Annotated in this window: 23 protein-coding genes; 15 read left to right on the forward strand and 8 right to left on the reverse strand. The window is 36.6% G+C overall.

Annotated features, from left to right (window positions below):
* From folE to HRT50_RS11695, 8 genes are all read left to right on the forward strand, one after another.
* The coding region (gene folE / locus HRT50_RS11660) for a GTP cyclohydrolase I (protein WP_291614614.1) at positions 1 to 280 on the forward strand (280 nt) is incomplete at its 5' end.
* Positions 280 to 1,077 (forward strand): SDR family NAD(P)-dependent oxidoreductase, encoded by a 798-nt coding sequence (locus HRT50_RS11665; RefSeq protein WP_291614616.1) that lies wholly within the window; start codon positions 280 to 282, stop codon positions 1,075 to 1,077. The genes folE and HRT50_RS11665, both read left to right, overlap by 1 nt.
* Positions 1,050 to 1,400 (forward strand): dihydroneopterin aldolase, encoded by a 351-nt coding sequence (locus HRT50_RS11670; RefSeq protein ID WP_291614618.1) that lies wholly within the window; start codon positions 1,050 to 1,052, stop codon positions 1,398 to 1,400. Before HRT50_RS11665 ends, HRT50_RS11670 begins: the two co-directional genes overlap by 28 nt.
* Positions 1,400 to 1,813 carry a 2-amino-4-hydroxy-6-hydroxymethyldihydropteridine diphosphokinase gene (gene folK / locus HRT50_RS11675; protein ID WP_291614620.1) on the forward strand — a complete coding sequence of 138 codons (414 nt, stop codon included), beginning with the start codon at positions 1,400 to 1,402 and terminating at the stop codon, positions 1,811 to 1,813. The genes HRT50_RS11670 and folK overlap by 1 nt, the downstream gene beginning before the upstream one ends.
* Positions 1,814 to 1,953: 140 nt before the next feature.
* Positions 1,954 to 3,171 carry an EAL and HDOD domain-containing protein gene (locus HRT50_RS11680; RefSeq protein WP_291614622.1) on the forward strand — a complete coding sequence of 406 codons (1,218 nt, stop codon included), beginning with the start codon at positions 1,954 to 1,956 and terminating at the stop codon, positions 3,169 to 3,171.
* 118 nt (positions 3,172 to 3,289) lie between these two features.
* Positions 3,290 to 3,580 (forward strand): DUF3817 domain-containing protein, encoded by a 291-nt coding sequence (locus tag HRT50_RS11685; protein WP_291614624.1) that lies wholly within the window; start codon positions 3,290 to 3,292, stop codon positions 3,578 to 3,580.
* 232 nt (positions 3,581 to 3,812) lie between these two features.
* The gene (locus tag HRT50_RS11690; protein ID WP_291614626.1) at positions 3,813 to 4,757 is read left to right on the forward strand and encodes a carbon-nitrogen hydrolase family protein; all 945 of its coding nucleotides are present in this window, start codon (positions 3,813 to 3,815) and stop codon (positions 4,755 to 4,757) included.
* A gap of 149 nt (positions 4,758 to 4,906) precedes the next feature.
* Entirely contained in the window at positions 4,907 to 5,311 is a 405-nt protein-coding gene (locus HRT50_RS11695; protein WP_291614628.1) for a hypothetical protein, read from the forward strand.
* Positions 5,312 to 5,353: 42 nt separating this feature from the next.
* Here the strand turns inward: HRT50_RS11695 and HRT50_RS11700 are convergent, their stop codons facing one another.
* Positions 5,354 to 6,124, reverse strand: a complete 771-nt coding sequence (locus HRT50_RS11700) for a tRNA (adenine(22)-N(1))-methyltransferase TrmK (protein WP_291614630.1) — start codon at positions 6,122 to 6,124, stop codon at positions 5,354 to 5,356.
* 252 nt (positions 6,125 to 6,376) lie between these two features.
* Here HRT50_RS11700 and HRT50_RS11705 point away from each other — a divergent pair, with 252 nt between their 5' ends.
* The 4 genes from HRT50_RS11705 to HRT50_RS11720 all read left to right on the forward strand — a co-directional run bounded on the left by HRT50_RS11705 (position 6,377) and on the right by HRT50_RS11720 (position 12,503).
* The gene (locus HRT50_RS11705; protein WP_291614632.1) at positions 6,377 to 8,311 is read left to right on the forward strand and encodes an EAL domain-containing protein; all 1,935 of its coding nucleotides are present in this window, start codon (positions 6,377 to 6,379) and stop codon (positions 8,309 to 8,311) included.
* Between the two features lie 672 nt (positions 8,312 to 8,983).
* Positions 8,984 to 9,949 (forward strand): hypothetical protein, encoded by a 966-nt coding sequence (locus HRT50_RS11710; protein ID WP_291614634.1) that lies wholly within the window; start codon positions 8,984 to 8,986, stop codon positions 9,947 to 9,949.
* Between the two features lie 308 nt (positions 9,950 to 10,257).
* Positions 10,258 to 11,547, forward strand: coding sequence for a sphingomyelin phosphodiesterase (locus HRT50_RS11715; protein ID WP_291614636.1), 1,290 nt, complete (start codon positions 10,258 to 10,260; stop codon positions 11,545 to 11,547).
* Positions 11,547 to 12,503, forward strand: coding sequence for a chromosome segregation ATPase (locus tag HRT50_RS11720; RefSeq protein WP_291614638.1), 957 nt, complete (start codon positions 11,547 to 11,549; stop codon positions 12,501 to 12,503). Before HRT50_RS11715 ends, HRT50_RS11720 begins: the two co-directional genes overlap by 1 nt.
* Before the next feature lie 740 nt (positions 12,504 to 13,243).
* Here the strand turns inward: HRT50_RS11720 and HRT50_RS11725 are convergent.
* Entirely contained in the window at positions 13,244 to 14,152 is a 909-nt protein-coding gene (locus tag HRT50_RS11725; protein ID WP_291614640.1) for a LysR family transcriptional regulator, read from the reverse strand.
* Positions 14,153 to 14,243: 91 nt separating this feature from the next.
* On the opposite strand from HRT50_RS11725, the gene HRT50_RS11730 reads away from it, so the two are divergent.
* From HRT50_RS11730 to HRT50_RS11740, 3 genes are all read left to right on the forward strand, one after another.
* Positions 14,244 to 14,618, forward strand: a complete 375-nt coding sequence (locus tag HRT50_RS11730) for a nuclear transport factor 2 family protein (protein WP_291614642.1) — start codon at positions 14,244 to 14,246, stop codon at positions 14,616 to 14,618.
* A gap of 124 nt (positions 14,619 to 14,742) precedes the next feature.
* Entirely contained in the window at positions 14,743 to 15,489 is a 747-nt protein-coding gene (locus tag HRT50_RS11735; RefSeq protein WP_291614644.1) for an alpha/beta fold hydrolase, read from the forward strand.
* Between the two features lie 102 nt (positions 15,490 to 15,591).
* Positions 15,592 to 15,981 carry a RidA family protein gene (locus tag HRT50_RS11740; protein ID WP_291614646.1) on the forward strand — a complete coding sequence of 130 codons (390 nt, stop codon included), beginning with the start codon at positions 15,592 to 15,594 and terminating at the stop codon, positions 15,979 to 15,981.
* 630 nt (positions 15,982 to 16,611) lie between these two features.
* Here HRT50_RS11740 and HRT50_RS11745 read toward each other — a convergent pair.
* The 6 genes from HRT50_RS11745 to HRT50_RS11770 all read right to left on the reverse strand — a co-directional run.
* A complete protein-coding gene (locus HRT50_RS11745; protein WP_291614648.1) occupies positions 16,612 to 17,889 on the reverse strand; it encodes a tyrosine-type recombinase/integrase in 1,278 nt (425 codons plus the stop codon).
* A 160-nt stretch (positions 17,890 to 18,049) separates the two neighbouring features.
* Positions 18,050 to 18,250, reverse strand: a complete 201-nt coding sequence (locus HRT50_RS11750) for a hypothetical protein (protein ID WP_291614650.1) — start codon at positions 18,248 to 18,250, stop codon at positions 18,050 to 18,052.
* Positions 18,251 to 18,839: 589 nt separating this feature from the next.
* Positions 18,840 to 19,115, reverse strand: coding sequence for a hypothetical protein (locus HRT50_RS11755; protein WP_291614651.1), 276 nt, complete (start codon positions 19,113 to 19,115; stop codon positions 18,840 to 18,842).
* Positions 19,112 to 19,324, reverse strand: a complete 213-nt coding sequence (locus HRT50_RS11760; RefSeq protein ID WP_291614653.1) for a hypothetical protein — start codon at positions 19,322 to 19,324, stop codon at positions 19,112 to 19,114. Before HRT50_RS11760 ends, HRT50_RS11755 begins: the two co-directional genes overlap by 4 nt.
* Positions 19,325 to 19,326: 2 nt before the next feature.
* A complete protein-coding gene (locus HRT50_RS11765; RefSeq protein ID WP_291614655.1) occupies positions 19,327 to 19,524 on the reverse strand; it encodes a hypothetical protein in 198 nt (65 codons plus the stop codon).
* Between the two features lie 81 nt (positions 19,525 to 19,605).
* Positions 19,606 to 19,850, reverse strand: a 245-nt coding sequence (locus HRT50_RS11770) for a phage/plasmid replication protein (protein WP_291614657.1), incomplete at its 5' end; no start/stop codon positions are given.

Raw genomic sequence — 19,850 nt, forward strand, 5'->3', positions numbered from 1 at the left:
AAACGGCAAGGTATTAGGCTTATCTAAATTGGCTCGTATTGTTGATATGTACGCACGCCGTTTGCAAATTCAGGAAAATCTAACACAGCAAATTGCCGAAGCTATCATGGCGGTTACTGATGCCAAAGGTGTTGGTGTGGTTATGTCAGCATCACATTTATGTATGCGTATGCGCGGTGTTGAAAAACAGAACTCCGAAATGAAAACCTCATGTATGCTCGGTTCATTCTTAAAATGTAAAGATACTCGCGCGGAATTTTTACAGTTGATTAGAAATTAATGCATAGTGATTCTTGGGTATTAGTCACTGGTGGGGCAAAGCGCATTGGCGCGTTTATCAATCAAGAGTTTGCTAAAAGCGGTAAGAATATCGTCTTGCATTACCATCAATCTGAAAGCGCCGCCTTAGCCTTAAAAGTGCAATTAGAAGCACACAATATCAAGGTGGTTTTATGGCAAGCAAATTTAGCTGATCCAGCTAGTATTGAGCAACGCTTTAGTGAGTTACTAACGCAGGTTACTCATATTGAATTATTGATAAATAATGCCTCAGTGTTTGAGCAAGGCTCATTACTTGAATCCTCTTTAGAGCAAATTCAAAACAATTTGAATATTCATCTGACTAGCCCTTGGTTATTAATTCAAGCCATGACAAAGCAAAAGATAACACTACACAAGCCTTGCCAAATAATTAATATTTCAGATGCGAATTTAGCGCACCTTTACACCAGTAAAGCCGCCTATTTTATCTCGAAAAAAGCCCAAGAAACATTAACTGAATTGGCGGCTATCGAATGTGCACCTAATGTCAGAGTAAATGCCATAGCACCGGGTTTTGTTTTAGAAGCTACGAGTGCAGCTAGTACTAAAAACACTCAAGAAAATAGTCAAACCAGCTCTCAATTAGACACTCGATTAGATAATAAAGAAATCAATATTTTACAACGCCAAGTGCCGTTAGCTGATTTATATTCAGCAATAGAATTTTTATCAAATAATCATTCTATTACCGGACAAACACTGCAAATAGACGGAGGGAGTCACTTACAATGTCCATCATATATGTTGAACAACTAGAAATTTATACCATTCTCGGTATCACAGCAGAAGAACGTGAGAACAAACAAAAACTCATCATTGATTATTGGATTGACGCCGATATATCTAAGGCTATGATGTCTGATGATATCGCGGATTGTGTGAATTACCGCACCGTCAACAAAGAGATCTTGTCTGTGGTATTAAACTCCAGTTATAACACCATTGAACGATTATTAGGCATACTACTAGAGTTGATTCTATCCTTTGAAGGGGTCTTACACGCCAAGTTAAAAATTGCCAAACCAGGAGCCTTACGTTACGCAAAAAGCGTTTCGGTTACTGCGGAACGTTCCGCTTAATGCCATTTTATATTGTCGCGGTTGGCTCAAATATTGAGGCTAAAAAGCATATTCAACAAGCGTTTGAGCAACTGAAAAGAATGGATTCTCAGGTGAGTATTGCTACATTACTACACACCAAAGCGGTGGGATTTACCGAGCAGGCCAATTTTATTAATACCGCCTTTTCATTTGATTGTTCGCTTAATGCCACTGACTTGAAAATCGAGTTGAAAAATATTGAAGCACAGTTGGGACGCGTACGGACCAGTAATAAAAATGGCCCGCGCACCATAGACTTAGACATTGTAAAAATAGATCACAATATTATTGACGATGATTATTACCAATACGACTTTGTTAAAAAATCAGTAGATGAACTGGTTGAGAGACAGGCGATAAAAAGTAGTGTTATTAAACCCGTCGGTAATTAACTACGCAGCTTTAACGGCATTATAATTTTTAGTATTGAACTTATTTCATTAAATACAAATATATAAGATATGTAAAATTTATGTAAACAAGCTGCGTGCTTAACGTTATAATTAAGCAACTAAGATAATTAGGCTTTGAAATGAAGAAGACTTACATAGCGCGACAAGCTGTTTTTAATAGGAATCTCGATACCATTGGCTATGAATTGTTTTTCAGAGATACTGCAGAAAATAAGTTCCCCGAAGTTGACCAAGATATTGCTAGCTCTAAGCTTATCATTCAAAACCATATTCAAAGTGACATTCAAACCTTGTGCATGGGAAAATTGGCATTTATCAATTTTACCGAAAGTAATTTAATCCATAAGTTTCCATTAATGTTTGATAAAGACTTAATTGTTATTGAACTAGTAGGTCATAAAAAACCATCGGAAAACTTAGTTAAAATTGTCAGTTATTATCACAAACATGGCTATAAAATAGCGTTAACGGAATATGATTTAGCCATTCATTGGGATGTGCTATTTCCTTATATCGATATAGTTAAAGTTAATATAGAAAAAATAAATACCAAACGCTTGATTCCAGCAGTTGCCCGAATGAAAACCTTCGACATCAGTATTGTTGCAGAACGAGTGGAGACAAGAAACCAACAGCAAACACTCGCTGAAGTCGGTTTTAATTATTTTCAAGGCTATTTTTATCACAAAACTGAAATGATTGAGGGGCAGACCTTAACTACAGTAAAGACCATGATGCTGCAGTTGCTGAGCGAAACGTCTAAAAGCGTGCTCGATTTTGGCAAAGTATCACAAATTATTAGCCAAGACGTTAACCTAACCATAGGTTTATTAAAAATGGTTAATAACGTTTCAACAGGCGCCAATGTTGAAATAAACTCTTTAAGACAAGCCGCAACTTATTTAGGTGAAGAAAAGTTAAAGCAGTTAGTTGCTATTTTAGCCTTATCAAACCTAACTTCAGAAAGAGCGGATGAAGTATGTAAACAAGCCTTGATTACTGGCAGGATGATGGAAACCCTGAGTACTAAAAATCACTTTGTTTCAGTCAAAGAATTTGCCTTTATTACCGGCTTACTGAGTTCTATTGAAGTTATTCTCTCCATGCCAGTTGCCGAAATTCTTAAAACGATGCCGTTGGCTAGTCCTATTGAAAAAGCATTAATAGCGAATGATGGTGTATTAGGTGAGTTATTAAATTTAACTACGGCATTTATTTCAGACAATAATGAGAATATTCTTCAACTTATTACTAAGCAGGGTCTTAGTAAAGAGATGATCCAGCAAGAATTTCTTAATGCCTGTAAATGGTGCCAAGCATTAGAGTTAAACAGCTAATCATTACCTCAGGTATAACACTTAGCTAATAGCTAGGTTAGCAACTTACTACAATTATAAGTTTGACCCCATGCTCTGGGCACAGGATAATGCCGTTTTCGTTTTACAGGTAATAAAAATGCTCAAGTATTTCCGTGTCATCAGTATTTTAGAAGGCTTATCTTTCTTAATTTTATTAAGCGTTACCCTTGGCTTTGTCAGCCGAGATTACGTGTCTCTATTAGGTATGAGCCACGGTGTATTATTCATGCTTTACCTTTTCTTATCTCTGATAGTTGCTAATAAGCAGCAGTGGTCATTACTCACTTGGTTGTCTTTATTTATTGCCTCAATTGTTCCTTTTGCTTTTATTGGTGTAGAAGTATTTCTCAGTAGAGTCTTGGGGCATCAAAAACTAGCGGAGGCATAGCGCCGAGATGAGTGCTTCATTGCTATAAATTTTAAAGCCCTTTAAGGGCTTTTTTTATGTTCAAATTTACATAATGATAAAAATTGTTAAAGATAAAATCAGTAGCAAATTGACCTAAGTAATTATAACCAGGTAGATTAGAGTAAGTGACAAAAGCTACAACTAAGCGATTAACCTTGGTATTAACCTATAGTTATTATTATCCGGTTGATTGTAAGAGGTAAGAGTCATTATGCACAAAGTAGCTATCATTCAAGAGGCACCTTATGTTCTTGATAAAATACGTACCATTAAAAAAGCGGCAGAGCTGATTAACTCAGTAGCAGCACAAGGCGCTAAACTCATCGTTTTCCCAGAAGCATTTATTCCAGGATATCCTGCTTGGATATGGCGACTCAGGCCAGGTGGCGATTGGACTACCAATGAAGAGCTACATGTTAGGTTACTTAAAAATTCGGTTGACCTATCCTCAGATGACCTCAAGCCAATGCTCGCAGCGGCCAAAAATAATGATGTGACCGTAGTTTGTGGTATTAACGAGCGAGATAATCTTAATAGCCAAGCAACAATTTTCAACTCCGTGATAACGATTAATGGCCAAGGTCAAATCATTAATAATCATCGTAAACTTATGCCAACAAACCCTGAACGCATGGTTTGGGGCATGGGCGATGGTCACGGCTTAAATGTACTTGATACACCGGTTGGAAAAATTGGCAGCTTAATATGCTGGGAAAGCTACATGCCTTTAGCAAGGTATGCGTTATATGCTCAAGGCTTGGAAATATATATTGCACCAACCTATGACAGTGGTGAAGCATGGATTGGCACTATGCAGCATATTGCCAGAGAGGGTAAGTGTTGGGTTTTATCATGTGGTGTTGCGTTAGAAAGAAAAGATCTACCCAAGGACTTTCCTAAACTTGATGAACTTTATCCCATAGATGAAGAATGGATTAATCCAGGAGGCTCATTGATTGTATCTCCTAGTGGCGAAATAATCTCAGGGCCATTATCTAAAGAAAAAGGCTATCTTATCGCAGACATCGATGTTGAATTAGCCGCGAGTTCAAAGCGAGCTTTAGACGTTGCCGGTCACTACGCAAGACCCGATGTTTTTACCCTGCAAGTTGATAAATCTCGGCAATCATCAACGTATTTTAAACATAATAGTTAATCATAGTTGTTGTCAATGTAGGCACTACTTTGAATAGCTAAAGTGTCAAAACCTTGTGTAATGAGTAAAATTCCTATGTGCCTAAGTTTTAATATAAAATAGCTTAAGATAATTAATACCCTGAAGATGGGCGAAATAAGGAATAGTGTGTGATTTCAAAAAAGGTAAGAGAGCTATTTGTCTCATTAATGGAAGCAGCGATTGATGCTGAGGTTTCATATGATGTTGAAACTGAACAATACTCTGGCTATTTCAATAGTGCCGTCGTTGATAAATATATTGAATTGGGCGCACTAGAGCTTGTAGAAGAAGCCGGTGATGCTATAACCATTTTGATTAACAACCGCGATGATTTCTTAAGCTCTTTTGCGGCAGGAATTAGAGAGGCTAAGCTCGGCAACGATCAATCTTATGCCGATTACAACGCCAATCCATTTGCCTTTTCCGTAGGTTTTGAGCATTTCCATAAAATAGCCAAGAAAAAAAGACCTGACCTCGACTATATCTGCCATGGCTTTGAAAATACTGATACAGGTTTAATACACCAACAATAGTGCAGAAGGTTTCAATTCAAATAAATTAAATTTAATTGAACGTTAGCTTACTAAAGAAGCTAATGTTACTGCACGATAAGCATCAATAATATGTTGAACATCCACGTTAGCATTATTGGTCTTTGTTTGTTGATTATCTTGCTTATTACTTTGCTGCAAACCCTTTTGCATACGTTGATAATGATTAAGGGTTTTATTTAAGTATTTATCCACTATTTCAGCTTGGCTTAATGATACTTTTATTGAGTCTGACTGCCAAATTTTATTGCCAACTGGACTTATTTTATTATTTCCTTTGCCTTCCGCTGCGCTGCTTGAAGATACCAGCAATACTTCATAAAAACGTTGGTTTTCTTCCACTAACACTTCATCTTTCAAGCTAAAATCTAGCTCTATTAACTTACTACGTAATGAGAATTGGTGATGAACAGGGCACAGTAAGAAATCAATAGCTAAGTTATGATGTTGCTTATTAATCGCCTCAATAAACTTAATCATCAAGTCACCGCCAACCCCGGCAATAATAACCAGATGTTTTCCGTCATATTGATCTAAAGGCAGCTTTGCCACATCTAAACAGTGAGTTTTCCAATTTTTTATAATAACTTCATTTGATGAACTTGAATAAAAACGCTGCAGTTTTATTTCTAGTTCTGCCATTAGCTCGGGCACAATATCAACAAAATGAATGTCGCTAACTATGTTACTAGCTTGCCGATTCAATAAAGCGCAGCCAAGCAAACCATGATCACAACAACAATCCCAAATATGGCCATATCGTTGTGTAGCCACCATTTTTTCGATTTTCTGCAATCGATTGCCTAATTTAAGGCTATGTTTAAAGCTTTGTTTTAGGTTGGTTTTTACGCTGTGTTTCAAGAGGAATACTTTGATGGTTAAAAATATCGTTATTGTATAGCGATGTCCTTTAACCAACAAGCAGTTCAAGTATGAAAAATAATAGAATGGCAATGACAAAACTTAAAAAGATCCTTTTTCATATAATACTGTTGCTAAATTTTACAAATAGTTACAATATGTATTTTATTTTGATGAGGTATGCTAATGGAGCAGATTAAAACAGGTACGTGGAAGTCAAATGCACTTTTCATATCAGTATTTTTGTTATTAACCTATGTTTTATTACTTGCTTCAATGGCAAAAAACAGTGCAAAACTAGTGACTCAAAATGGCTTGATAACCGTTGATAAAGCTGAGTTGGTTACCCTAAGTAATTCTGACAAATTAATAACAACAGTACTGTTAAATCCGCAAAGCTATTTATATCAAGATGAAATTTTTATTATCTCCGGGCAACAGCACAATCAAGTTAACATACACTCATTTGAAGAGCATTTATTTGCCTCATTCATTGATATGGCTATCCCTTTTGCTGCGTTATTTCTTATCGCACTGACCACCATTGTGATTAATGCCTTTTATTACCGTAACAAAGTGAGTAAAGAGATTGCACCCCTTTGTCGTAAAGTTGACAGTATTATCAGCAGTTATCAATTAAGTAACAATAGCCATCAAAGCGCAACGAATATAAATGGTTTAAATCACTCTTTAGATTTTTTACAACAGATTAGCTATGAATACCAAGTGAAGGCAGAGGAACATAGCTTCTGTGACAAGCTAACTCACCTCGTTGACCGATATCACTTTTTAGAACATATAAATAAGCAGTTAACATTAACAGCTGCAGCAGGAACAAAGAGTGGTTTACTCTTTATTGATCTAGATGGCTTTAAGTCGGTAAATGACTCTTACGGGCACTCCTTTGGCGATGAAGTGTTAATCCAAGTAGCAGAGCGATTAAGGTCTATAGTACGTCGAAAAAACCTTAGTTTTAAGCAAGATAATAATGCCCTTGAATATAACTTATCGCGTTTAGGTGGCGATGAATTTACATTATTTATTCAACATTTAGAGGATCCGGAGCACTCCATCAGTGTAGCAATTGACATACTACAAGAATTAGAAAGAGATTTTGTTTTAGGCAATAAAACCATCAAAATTAGTGCAAGTATCGGTATTGCAATATACCCTGATAGTGCTGCAACCCCACACGCTTTAATACAAATGGCTGATGTCGCTATGTATCGCGCTAAAACGGAAGGTCGGGGCGTTTATCGTATTTATTCCCCTGAAATGGGCGCTAAATTACGCCGTTATCATTATTTGCTTGATGAAATGCGTCAGGCGCTAGACTCATCTAATTTCTTCTTAACTTTTCAGCCGATAATTGAAACTAACGATTATGGAATTAGTTACTTTGAAGCTTTAGTACGATGGCAACACCCTGCTGAAGGGACTATTGGACCCGATGAATTTATTCCAATTGCAGAAGACTCAAATCTAATACTAGATTTAGGGGATTGGATCCTTGATGAAGCTTGTCGTCAAATGGCGGCTTGGTATAACGCAGGAATGAAAAAGGTGCGAATTTCAGTTAACGTTTCACCTATTCAACTAAAACATAAATCTTTGTATGATTGGATCACAGCGAGCCTTGCTAAATCGGGCTTGCCGGCACATTCATTAATGTTAGAAATTACTGAAAGCTGCTTTATTGAAGCGTCAGATAAATTGTTTAATGAGCTTGAAAAACTACGTGCCGATGGAGTAATGATTGCTATTGATGACTTTGGTACTGGCTTTAGTTCATTATCTGTCTTAGCTAATTTACCTGTAGATGTATTAAAAATTGATAAGCTGTTTGTTGCCGAAGCGATACGCAATATTAAATACAAGAAAATATTACACTCTATTGTCGATATGGCTTTAAACCTTGAATTAAAAGTGGTTGCTGAAGGTATTGAAAATAAAGAGCAACTAGAGCTGTTAAAAACTTTAGGCGTGAAACATATTCAAGGTTACCTAATTAGTAGGCCACAACGTTCTCACTATGTTGGAGAGAAAATTTTTGAGCATGGTATAAATCATATGGCGCAAACAGGAACAAGCCGCTGGCCGCCACAAATTAATGAAGCTTAAATTCAGCTAATAGGTTAACTTATTAAAAAAACTGGCAAAACACTATCATTTGGTTGGTTTTTCGACTTAATAAATTACTTACCTATATCCATTTCAGCAGAGATAAAACAGAATATCGACTTAAAGTTTAGTTTTGATTGCCCCAAAAAAGTATAACAATGCGATAAAACAGACTCCCACGCTAGTTTAATAAGTTATTATTTTGGCTGTTGGGCTTAAAAATTTCTTTCTCATTCCCGCCATCTGAACATTTTAAAGCGCATAAGCTTGCCTGTTAATCATTTTATTTAGCTAAGTCATTCATTTATCGTACGATTCTTGCCAAGGTAAACTTTCACTATTGAGAAAATACCCATTTAAGGTGTAACGAGATGCGTATGAGTACATGTAGACTAGCTAGCTCAATTTCGTAATGGCACTAAGGTACAACTAGTCTGCAGCTTAGTTGGTTAACACTCTGTTAATACCTGTATCACACACAATAAATATTTATCTCACAGTCTGTTAACGAACTTTAACTTTTTTAAGTTTTTGTCTCTGTATATTGAGCACCAGTTGAACGGCAGAGGTATGTCCCTCCGCTCTACTTTTATTTACTCACTAGCTAAGTTTGTTGTATTAATTTTTATATAAAATTAATCACTTAGCTCAAAAATATTTATGGAGATTTACATGAAAAATATTCTTTCTATTACTTTAGCCGTTAGTGCAGCGCTTTCTACTTCTGCAATGGCCTCTGTTGGCGGTAACGGTATTTTCGGTGATGTAGCTTTTATTAATGACAAAGGCTCTAACACTTCCGCAGCCATTTCACAAAATGATGTTAACGAAACCGTTATTGGCGCAACACATAGAATGGAAAATGGTGTCTTTATCGGTGGCGAAACCACTTACGATTGGAACAGTGCCACTTCAGGTCATAAAGCAACAACAGTTGGTGCTGGTTACCGCTTTAATATTTCAGAAAATTTTTACATCATGCCCCAAGCAAGTTACACATTCCGTGACCACGCCAGTGATTATAGCTATGGTTTAGAACCATTTGCTAGCAACAGAATGGCCACTGGAACAAATTGGAACGCAGGTACTGACTACAATGTCGGCGATACTTGGTCAGTAGGTTTTCAATCGGCTTACCATTTAGACAACGGGCTGTTTTTTGCGGCACGTTATACTTATGAAAAAAGTGATGATGATTTCAATATCGGCAGTATTGTGACCAGCCCAATCTCTGATAGTTCAATGAACCCAGTTATGGAAACAGCTCCTCAAGCTGGATTTAATGCCAATGTAGGTAATCATGAAATGGAATTAACAGTCGGTTACAAACTTGATAATGTTGCCTTATTATCGGCTAGCTGGAAACAAACTAAGTTTAGTGATGTATCAGGTTACAGCAACGAATACGCAGTACCCGAACAGCTTTCGGTTCCTGTTGTAAATACAAGCTCAACAAAGTTTAAAGGCAAGTCAGACGATTTCGAAGTACGTGCGGCATACTTAGGTTTTGAAAACGCCATGCCATTTGTAAGCTTTACCCGTGTTGGTGACTACACCATCAAATCAAATTCCATGCCAAGCAACTTAGTCGGTAGCTCGGAGCATGTTTTAGAAGTAGGTTTCTCTTACAGCTTCTAAGTCATTCCTAGGTAATAGTTAAGCAGTACCTGAGCATTTACTAGGTAAGACTTAGCAAATGCTCAATTTAAAAAGCAGCTCATTGAGCTGCTTTTTAGTGGGTATCTGCTTCATTATTCATTTTATGGGTGGCGATTTTGTTTTATTCTTTTAACTCACTTAAGTAAATATTTAATATTATTGTATTTTTACTGTCATATTGTTAATTTAATCTCATATTGGCTCGATCAACAATTAAAGGATTTGATGTGAATATACAAAAAAATGTAATAAAAAAGGTATTAACCACGACTTGCTTCAGCTGCCTTATGAGTGCAACAGCACTTGCCGACAGTGATATATATCTGACAAATAACTCCAACCAGACCATGTCGATTCAAGTGAACCATAGCGGTTCAGATATACTTGAGGAAGGCGTAGAATGGCAACAACATATCCAGACTCTCAAACCATGGGAAACAAAAATGCTATTAAGTTTTAATCGCTGGGAAGGGGTTAACTCGGGTGATACTTATCAGTTCGAAACTGTTGTGACTAATGAAAATGGCGAGTCACTGTCGTTGTTACAACAAGTAAAAGGATATTGGTATAAATCAACACTTGATCATAGTGCGAGTACCAATGATGTTTCTTTGAATTGGAGCAATGATCGTGAGATTCACCGTCATCAATCGCGCTATAACAGTAGCAGCAATAATACTGAAATTGCCTTTAAAGCGAGTGAAACTAAACGTTATGATGATATTTATTACAGCATCACACCGCAAAAGATTGATGAGCAGCCAGTAGCAGACGCAAACACGCTCAAAGTTATGTCATATAACGTATGGGCTCTGCCAGTAATTGCAAAACACATCGATGACCGTTTTCAGGAAATACCGAAACATTTAATAGGCTATGATGTCTTAATGCTACAAGAGGTATTTGCTTCTGGGCGTGATGCATTTTTACGTGAGCTTGCTAAAGAATATCCATACCAAACCAAGATGCTAGATTCTCCTGGGGCTAATATTTATGACGGTGGTGTCATAATCGTAAGTCGCTATCCAATTGTTAATGAAGGACAATACGTTTACCCTGATTGTTCTGGTACCGACTGTTTTGCTGACAAAGGTCTTAATTATGCTGAAGTTATTAAAAATGGTAAGGCTTACCACCTATTAGCAACGCACACGGCATCATTTGATACAGATACCGCCCGAGATTATCGTCAACGTCAATTCCGTCAGATGCGCGACTTTGCCCAAGCGCAGAATATCCCCGCTAGCGATACTGTGGTTTATGGAGGTGATTTTAATGTCAACAAACGTAAATTCCCAACTGATTATCAACAGATGTTTGCCAACCTTAGCGCTGATGAACCACAATATGCAGGTTATACAGAATCAACGTTCGATCCCCGTATCAACGCCTTTGCCGGAAATGCGCTATCGGGTGGTGAAAATATCGAATATCTTGATTATGTTGTCGTGAGTAATGAGTTTGCCAAGCGTAACGAAAATATCAACACAGTCAAAATACCCCGTAGCACGGTTGCTAGTTTATGGAAGCATTGGAATTTGTCCGATCATTTTCCGGTTAAAGCGGTGATCCGTTAATGCGAGTGACATTACTACTAATAAGCGTTGCCATTCTTGGCAGCGTTTATTTTTTTATTACCGATGAAAAAATAATGAACTCAGCTAAGCCGGCAAAAACGATCTCTCAATTATCTAAAAATGCTGAGGCAACAGGACAACCGACAATAACGTCGAATCAAACAAACCCACAAGTAGACATTAATCAGGAGTTCCCCCGACAGAAAAACCTGTTAGCAGATGGACAAGGTCAAAAGCTAATGACGGCGCTAACAACATTCTGGCAGCAATGTGGTCGCTATGATAACTGTGAGCAATTGTTAGCCCAGCAGCAGTTATTACTTAATCAAACTCGTTATCTGCTTTTATTGAACTTTCCTGATAACCAACAGGAACAACAGCGCCTAATGGGGGAGTTATTAATCAGTAAGGACACTAGCTTGGCGGATAAAATAGCGAATGTTCAAGCGATTAGAACGCAAGTTTGGGGTAAAGATGCCAAGCTATTTTTCGAGCTGGAAGATGCCTATTATGATTACCGCTTATCGTTAACTGAGCCGGATAATCGCTTTAACCAAACTCACAATGCCGATGACTTTATTGAGCAATATAACCAATTGTTACAAGAACACAGCGCTGACTTAGACAGCTTTTCATTAAACTCTGATATAGCCAAATATGAAGCGGCGTTGCAGTTAATCCCTGAGAATATGACTGAAGAGCAAAGCGCTAACATCAAGGCTAAATTAGCGAATAAATACCTGACTGCCAATGAGCAAAAATCCATAACCAGCAGAGTAGAACAAGTTAATCAGCAAACACAGGAAATAACGAACTACCAACAGGGATTAAGTCAACTTGAGATAACACTGACTCATGAACGTGCAACTTCAAAGAAAACGATGAATGAGCAAGATTGGCAAATTTATAAAACGGAGCGATTCTATCAATTTCGTCTTAAATTCTTTAACTCTTAGTGATAATCAGAAGTGTATTTCATCTACGTTTTGGTAAATTTAGCTAAAAGATTCCTACAGGTCAATCCTTGCAGATAATAGCTTGCGATGTTTTACATGCTATTGGTACATCGTATGGTGTAAAATTTCTCAAGGACGCTCCGCATTGGTTATCAAAATAAGGGAAGTCAGGTTGTTGATTCACTTAGAAATGTACCCGGAGGTGTGCAACTTGGCACTGAAGCTAGCAGCGTACCAAACAAACTAGGCTCGGCAAATTTTCATCTGGGTATTATTGCGGGAACTCGGAGTATAAATTTGGTACTTTCTACAATGATGCCGAAACCAGATGACGGCAAGGGATCGGTCGAAAACACCAAGTTTGATGGCATGAGAGATCATATATGTTGACCAGTGACACATCCGTTCATGATGAAAAACAATAAGGTAATCAAGCAAGTGTTTAATTATCTTAATCATGATCAATTTAATCGCTAGGATATTTGGTTCCAAAGTAATTGATTCCGGAGAGTGCTGCCACTTGTTGAGGATCGGAGTTTATGAGCATACAGGCGAAACGTTGAATAAATAAAAGTGCAAATTAGAACATAAAAACTTCAGCTAACTTGCACTTTGTTACCATATATTATTACAGTAGCTATTTACTCGTATAGTATTGAAAATAACGTTAAATTGCATTTATAGTTACATCAACTTGCAACATTGTTTCGAGGGGATGACCACAAAAATTATTTAAAGGGTTATGATTGATTATTCATAGTTTTCTTCAAAAACTCGATTAGCCATTTTACTTTTAATGGCACGTTTTCTTTGTATGCGTGGACATAATAGATGTTATCCGTTTTCCCTTTTAAGTGCTCTAAAACATGTTGTATTTTTCCTTCATAAATATGTTTTTTTACAAAAATATCAGGTAACAAAGCGATTCCTAATCCAAGTGAAACCAAATCAAGTGCAACATTTGCACTGTTTACTTCAAACTTTGGTTTTAAACAAATATCAAACTGCGTATTGTTATTATCTTGAAAATGATGGATTAGGTTTGTTGTCTGCCAACTAGTGGCTATAAATGGATGCTCTTCGATATTATTAAGAGTTACTTTTTTTTCCAACGAAGATAAATAGCTACTTGATGCCACTAATATTTCACGATGTTCACCTATCTTACCGGCTTTTAACTCGCTGTCCTGTAGTACTCCCACACGAACAGCAATATCGATGCCTCTTTTTATAATATCTAAATTACCATCATCCACAATAAGCCGTGGTTCGACCTGTGGGAATTGTTTGTTTAACAGTTTAATTGCAGGTAAAACAAGGGGCTGTGCTAATGCCTGAGGTACGGTAATACTCAAACTACCTGTAGGTTGCTGTTTGATATTATTAATTTCATCAATCGTAATATCTAGCAAGGTTTTTAATTCCTCGCTTCGTTCTAATAATTTGTGCCCTACACTCGTTAAGCTTAATGCTCTGGTTGAACGAGTTAATAGTTGCACACCAAGATGTTGCTCTAGACGAGTGACGTATTGACTAATGGCCGACTTTGTTAAATCTAATTTCTCAGCAGCGGCAGTAAAACTGCCTTGTCTTATAACTTCCCTGAACACCATTAATAAGTGAAATAGATTTTTTTGTTTAATTTTCATAAACAATAAGTTAACAAAAGTGATGTTTATTAGCAAATAACTTAACTATAAACTTAGCTTACAGTTCATTTAACGAGAAGAGAAAACAATTATGACGATAAGTACTACTAAGGCAGAAGTATTAAATGCCAGTAAACAATGGATAGAAGCATTCAATAGAGGAGATATTAGATATTGCTCTGAACAATATTTGGAGCAGGCCGTCATGGACGCCAGACCTATGGGGCAATACACAGGCCGTACTGAAATTTATGATTTCTGGCGAAATTTTGTCAGTAGTACTGGTGCAACTAACCTCAGCTACACGGAAATTGATATTGAAGTGTTAGATAAAGACAGCGCTAAATTATCTGCCAAGTGGTCAATGAATGTCGGTAAGGGTTTTATCAGTAAAGAGTTCTGGGTCAAAAAAGAGGGGACTTGGTTTTTCTCTGAAGATGACTTTACCGTTGAAGAGCAATTTTAATATTTTAAGGATTGAGTTAATGAGAAAACAGATATCAATCGCATTCTGCAGCCTGATAATTACTTTAATAAGTTGTTTACCAGTTAATGCACTAACAAATAATTCAACCAATAGAGAGCATGCAATGATTACATCAGAAAAAGAAACGTATTTATTAGTCCACTCAGCTTGGTTAGGTGCGTGGCAATGGGAAGGCGTTGTTTCAATTCTAAAAGAAAAAGGCCATCAAGTTTTCGCTCCTGATTTACCTGGCCACGGTAGTGACAAAACATCCCCAGCTGAAATAACAATGGATTCTTATGTCAAAACATTAACTGATATTTTAGATCAGCAAGGCCAGCCAGTTATTCTTGTTGGTCACAGCTTTAATGGTATCACTGTCAGTCGTGCAGCAGAATTAAGGCCAAACAAAGTAAAAGGTATTGTCTATCTAAGCGCCTTTTTATTGCCAAAAGGTGGTTCGTTTATTAAGGCGGTACAAGGTGTGAAAGGCTCTATCGCAGTAGATAACTTTTTTATTTCAGAAGATAAACCTTATGCATTGGTTAAAGAAGATGAAATTCAAAATGCTTTTGCGCATGATATCTCTCAAGAAGCGTTTGCCGCAGCTAAACCTAATATAGTGCCAGAGCCAGCAGCACCTTTAATGTATGAGCTTGAAATTACAGATGAGAATTTTGGTCAGTTACCCAAGTACTATATTGAATGTACTCAAGATAGAGCAATACCAATTTCAGTTCAGCGTGCTATGTATAGCGGAAAAGTTAACAAAACTTATAGTATTGATAGTAGTCATACCCCTAATTTTTCACAGCCAGCCAAGTTAGCCTCAATTTTACTTTCTATTGCAAAAGAAGTAACAAAATTATAAAAAGCTTAATTATGGGTCCATTGGGCCCATATTTTTATTTATCACTTTTATTTGAAACGGCAAATTACCACTAACTCATTCATTATAATATCGGAGTCTTAAATGAATAAAATCTGGAATCCAAACAGCGTACATACCCCCAAAGCAGACTATAACCACTGTGCTTTGATAGAAAAAGGCAGTCAAATCCTCAATATTGCCGGTCAATTAGGCATCAATCCAAGTGGGGAATTATTGACTAGTGTCGAAGATCAAATTGTTCAAGCCTGGGAAAATGTTCAGGCTGTGCTAGTTGCTAACGATATGAGTCTAAAAGATCTAGTTAGCGTAAGACTTTATCTAACGGATAGAGAACATCTATCCGATTATTCAAAAGCTAAACAAAGGCTCTTTGATATCAGTGGGTTACCAACAACATTGATTTTTGTTACTGGGTTATTTAATCCTTTGTGGAAGGTAGAGATCGAAGCGCAGGCTGCAAATTTAAATTAGCTTGCAGCTAAAATTAAAACATATGTAACTAATTCATAAGGAACAATATAGTTGACATAAAAATGGAGTTTGTTGATCTAATTATTAAGACCGCTTTGAGGTATTTAGCGACATTTTAGTGATATTATTCACGAAATAAATTTGCAAATAAAACAGTTACAAATAAAACTTAGCACTAGCCACGATTACATGCAAGTCGTTGTATTTACTTGGTTAGTTTGTTTTTGTGTAAGTCATTTTTAGGGCGTTATTTTTAAAAGGAGCGAAAGTTTGTACTGCTTGTGGACATTACACTCAAGAGTGGAAAAAGTATACTTTAAGTTCCAAAGCAGCTGAATAACCAAGAATAGTAGTAGGGCATTTTAAACAGGATTTAAAGTATCTATTTTCTAGTTATTGAAGTTTTTTGGTTGTTTAATCAACAATTTAGCGAAATTTCAGATTGTTTAAATGATACATTAATCCGCTGTACCCCCATGTTATAAAGGCTTGTACGTCAGTTTGTTTAAATATCAAACTGACGCTACGTGAATTCTGATAAACATCGGCTGTCATTACTGGTAAATAATCACGTATAACGCTGTTTTGGTTGCCATCTTTGAACGATTTATAAACTACAGGGTAGAGCGGTTAATCAACTTTTCTGCGTTTTCCACTTTCCGCACGCTTCTTGTTTTCACTTTTCACATAAACTGTATCGGTAGTTGCCATGCTGGCATGACCAAGATCTTCTGAAATATCTTTAAGAGGGCGCCCACGTTCAATTTCCATACTGGCACCAGTGTGTCTTAACCAATGGGCAGAGGCTTCTTTCAATTTTTGCGCTTTGTTTTCACCTTCAGATCTACGCATATTTTCATGGGCGAGATCGAAAACACTTTGCACTATGCGGCGTAAGTGCCGGGAGGTCATGCCGCCTTGGCCACGTACTTTTTCAACAAGTACCGAATTTTCATTTCTTGATGGCAAACCCAATAAACGACGGGAAGCACGATAACGTTCTAAAAAAGGTAAAAAATCGATTGGCACGGTAATATCACGAATTTTACGGCTTTTACCAAATATTTTAAGCCACCAGTTTTCATCATCATCTTGCCAAAAGTGTCCCATAGTTGGTGACCAATTAGGTCGTTCTGATAATTCTGAAATTCTTAAAAATAGAGTTTTCAATGACGCAATTACGAATAAGTTTCGTTCAAAGAAAGGATCTTCATCAGCCATTTCAACAGCTGTATCTAAAACGTATTGCCATTGGCTAGACGTTAAGCGTTTAATTTCTTTAACTTGTGAATCGATTATAAAGTGGCGGCAATCTTTTTTAGCTATTTGTGCAGGGTTACCAATACAAAAATCTTCAGCCATTAAATAGTTATAAAACACGATAAGTGCGGTGAACATTGATGAAAGTGTTTGTTGTGATGGACGGTATTTTTTCTTATCTAACACATATTCAGATTTTTGACTTTTAGGTGCTTGAATCTTAAATGGAAACCAAAGTTCATTAGCAGCTGAATAACCATTAGTTATTTTGAAGCGTTCTTGATTTGATGTGCCAATCCAAGTAACTGGTGGCTGCCAACAAAAGTCAGCATATTCAAGTAAGTCAGATTTACGTAATTGGTCGATTGGTTTTTTATTTTCAATAAAGGACCATAAAAGAAAACGTTCAACGTCATTTCTAAATCTGTCATAAGTGTGGGTAGATTTATTTCTACCTATATAGGTGAGGAATATTTTTCCCCAGTTAAATTGTTCAAGCCACCAAGGTTCATTTTCTGAAAATATTTTATCTAGCTGAGGATAATCCTCAAGATCGAAATCACATAGATCTATGTATGGTGGATATAAAGGAACAGGTTTAGTTAAGGAGCTAATTAAGGTAGCGGTCGAATCTTTAGATGATGACATTTATTTGAATACCAGATTTTAAATTCTAACGAGGAAACGTAGGCTAAAGCCAGTATATTACACTATACCCACTATGTCCAATACTGAAGAGTATCGGACATAGTGGGCTTGTATATCTGTAGGGTGGTTATCCCTGTCATTAGTTATAGAATTAAAGTAACTATTTAGTGTTATTTAAGGCTTCTTCAATTTTATCCGCAACCAATGAAACATTATTGTTCTCTAAAATTCCGCCTAAATTAGGTTGACTAGTCAATCTAGTATTTATCAAAACCAAAGCAGCTTGAACCGCTTTAACTCTTCTTGTTTCTAAATCTTCACTGTGAAAGTATGTGCCTAAATCTTCAAATTCTTTACTCATTTTATTATTCCTTATCAATAATTTAAAAAGTTAAGCTGTACAAATGCACAGCCATTAAATTGATCTTGGGACGATTAATAATAATACAAGCAACAAAGAATAATAATCATATAAACGATATCCGATCACCAATAATTATTATTGCTGAATACGTTTTACTGGTTCCTCCCGTTTGCACGGGTCCCTCCAGTAAATACGTTTCATCAAAAAACATAAACAAGTAAGCCAGGCTTTTGAATATTGTTAACTTGTTTCATTACCCTGGTAACTCAAGTTTCCTTTGATAGTTAAAAGAAAAGAAACGTTTCGCAGGAACGCGAAGAAATAGTTTTACTTGTTGGAACACCAATAACGCGAAGAAATAATTTTACTAGTTGTACCACCTCTAATAAAACTACGTTTTATGTTAACGCTTCGCTGCATGCTACGCATAAAAAAACCGCATTATTACACGGTTAATTATCGTTACGCGTCACATTAATGGAATTCTTACGTAGGAATTATTGAAATAATAAAGATATGACCGGATAGTTGTTTTGTCGGACAAATATCCTTAACCGCTGTGGTGCGGTAGCTCCTCGCTTGTTCGTCAATTTTTACCTTGATTATTAATATGTTCTACAGCTAAATCCCAGCAACGGCCAACGCAAGATAATAGTTCTTGTCTAGTATTATAACCATCTAGAGAGCCAGTGATTTTTTCGATGCCAGTGACGTAATCAGGTATTATAGGCGCGTAGAAAACCCCCTTATCATCTGTAAACTCGACAGATGATGCAGCCTCAAGCGGATATATTGACTTACTATCATAAACCAACATCTCTAAACCAAAGTCTAATTCTGATACTCGTACATGTTTACTCATGCTGCTTTAATATCGAGAACTGATGATTTACTCGAAGATAAATCATCTTCAAGTAAAGAAAGGTTCATATTTAAGGTTTCAATTAGGTCTAATTGCTTTTCAAGTAATGTTTCTTTCACATCTTCAGGGCAAGAATCTGACAATAAAAACAGCTGTAAATCATTCATATTATTTAAAATATTTGAACAAGCGTTAAATGAGAAATCCATAATCAAATATCCTTTTTAAATGCATCCGGTAAGGCTTGTATAGATGACCCTTTAGGAAGGAAACGTGACAACCATGCACCACTTTTACCACCTTTTTTTGCATCACAACGACAAGGTAAAATAACTTGTTTACCCTTTAAATCATTGGCTAACTGCTGAACTCTGGTGACATCATCATGAGCAACATCAATACTCATCACTTCGGTTTGTTGAAAACCATTACCATCTAAAAATGGATTAGATAGTAATATTGTATGATTAAATTATTCTCCTAATTAACTTTATGAAACTAAACGTAAAACTTGCGGTTGCCTATACCAACTGGGCACAGATAAAGCTGAAACTTCAATGACTTTGCGTTGAATTAAAACAGGAGCCATTCGAGTAACATCAAATGGCGAAGTAAAATCTAACCCAATGTATTTCAATCTAGCCTTATGGACGTAATAATTACTTCGTGATATTTCATGTCTAATATCACAACCATCCATCCACATAGATGCATAACATTGTGTGGCATTAGCAG

The sequence above is a fragment of the Colwellia sp. genome, from assembly GCF_013215345.1.
Lineage (GTDB): Bacteria > Pseudomonadota > Gammaproteobacteria > Enterobacterales > Alteromonadaceae > Colwellia.

Coding starts and splice junctions, on each gene's coding strand:
- folK (WP_291614620.1), top strand. CDS start 1,400: ATGCCATTTTATATTGTCGCGGTTGGCTCAAATATTGAGGCTAAAAAG.
- HRT50_RS11755 (WP_291614651.1), bottom strand. CDS start 19,115: ATGAGTAAACATGTACGAGTATCAGAATTAGACTTTGGTTTAGAGATG.
- HRT50_RS11745 (WP_291614648.1), bottom strand. CDS start 17,889: ATGTCATCATCTAAAGATTCGACCGCTACCTTAATTAGCTCCTTAACT.
- HRT50_RS11670 (WP_291614618.1), top strand. CDS start 1,050: ATGTCCATCATATATGTTGAACAACTAGAAATTTATACCATTCTCGGT.
- HRT50_RS11665 (WP_291614616.1), top strand. CDS start 280: ATGCATAGTGATTCTTGGGTATTAGTCACTGGTGGGGCAAAGCGCATT.
- HRT50_RS11730 (WP_291614642.1), top strand. CDS start 14,244: ATGACGATAAGTACTACTAAGGCAGAAGTATTAAATGCCAGTAAACAA.
- HRT50_RS11690 (WP_291614626.1), top strand. CDS start 3,813: ATGCACAAAGTAGCTATCATTCAAGAGGCACCTTATGTTCTTGATAAA.
- HRT50_RS11715 (WP_291614636.1), top strand. CDS start 10,258: ATGAGTGCAACAGCACTTGCCGACAGTGATATATATCTGACAAATAAC.
- HRT50_RS11710 (WP_291614634.1), top strand. CDS start 8,984: ATGAAAAATATTCTTTCTATTACTTTAGCCGTTAGTGCAGCGCTTTCT.
- HRT50_RS11735 (WP_291614644.1), top strand. CDS start 14,743: ATGATTACATCAGAAAAAGAAACGTATTTATTAGTCCACTCAGCTTGG.
- HRT50_RS11705 (WP_291614632.1), top strand. CDS start 6,377: ATGGAGCAGATTAAAACAGGTACGTGGAAGTCAAATGCACTTTTCATA.
- HRT50_RS11685 (WP_291614624.1), top strand. CDS start 3,290: ATGCTCAAGTATTTCCGTGTCATCAGTATTTTAGAAGGCTTATCTTTC.
- HRT50_RS11720 (WP_291614638.1), top strand. CDS start 11,547: ATGCGAGTGACATTACTACTAATAAGCGTTGCCATTCTTGGCAGCGTT.
- HRT50_RS11725 (WP_291614640.1), bottom strand. CDS start 14,152: ATGAAAATTAAACAAAAAAATCTATTTCACTTATTAATGGTGTTCAGG.
- HRT50_RS11680 (WP_291614622.1), top strand. CDS start 1,954: ATGAAGAAGACTTACATAGCGCGACAAGCTGTTTTTAATAGGAATCTC.
- HRT50_RS11750 (WP_291614650.1), bottom strand. CDS start 18,250: ATGAGTAAAGAATTTGAAGATTTAGGCACATACTTTCACAGTGAAGAT.
- HRT50_RS11740 (WP_291614646.1), top strand. CDS start 15,592: ATGAATAAAATCTGGAATCCAAACAGCGTACATACCCCCAAAGCAGAC.
- HRT50_RS11760 (WP_291614653.1), bottom strand. CDS start 19,324: ATGGATTTCTCATTTAACGCTTGTTCAAATATTTTAAATAATATGAAT.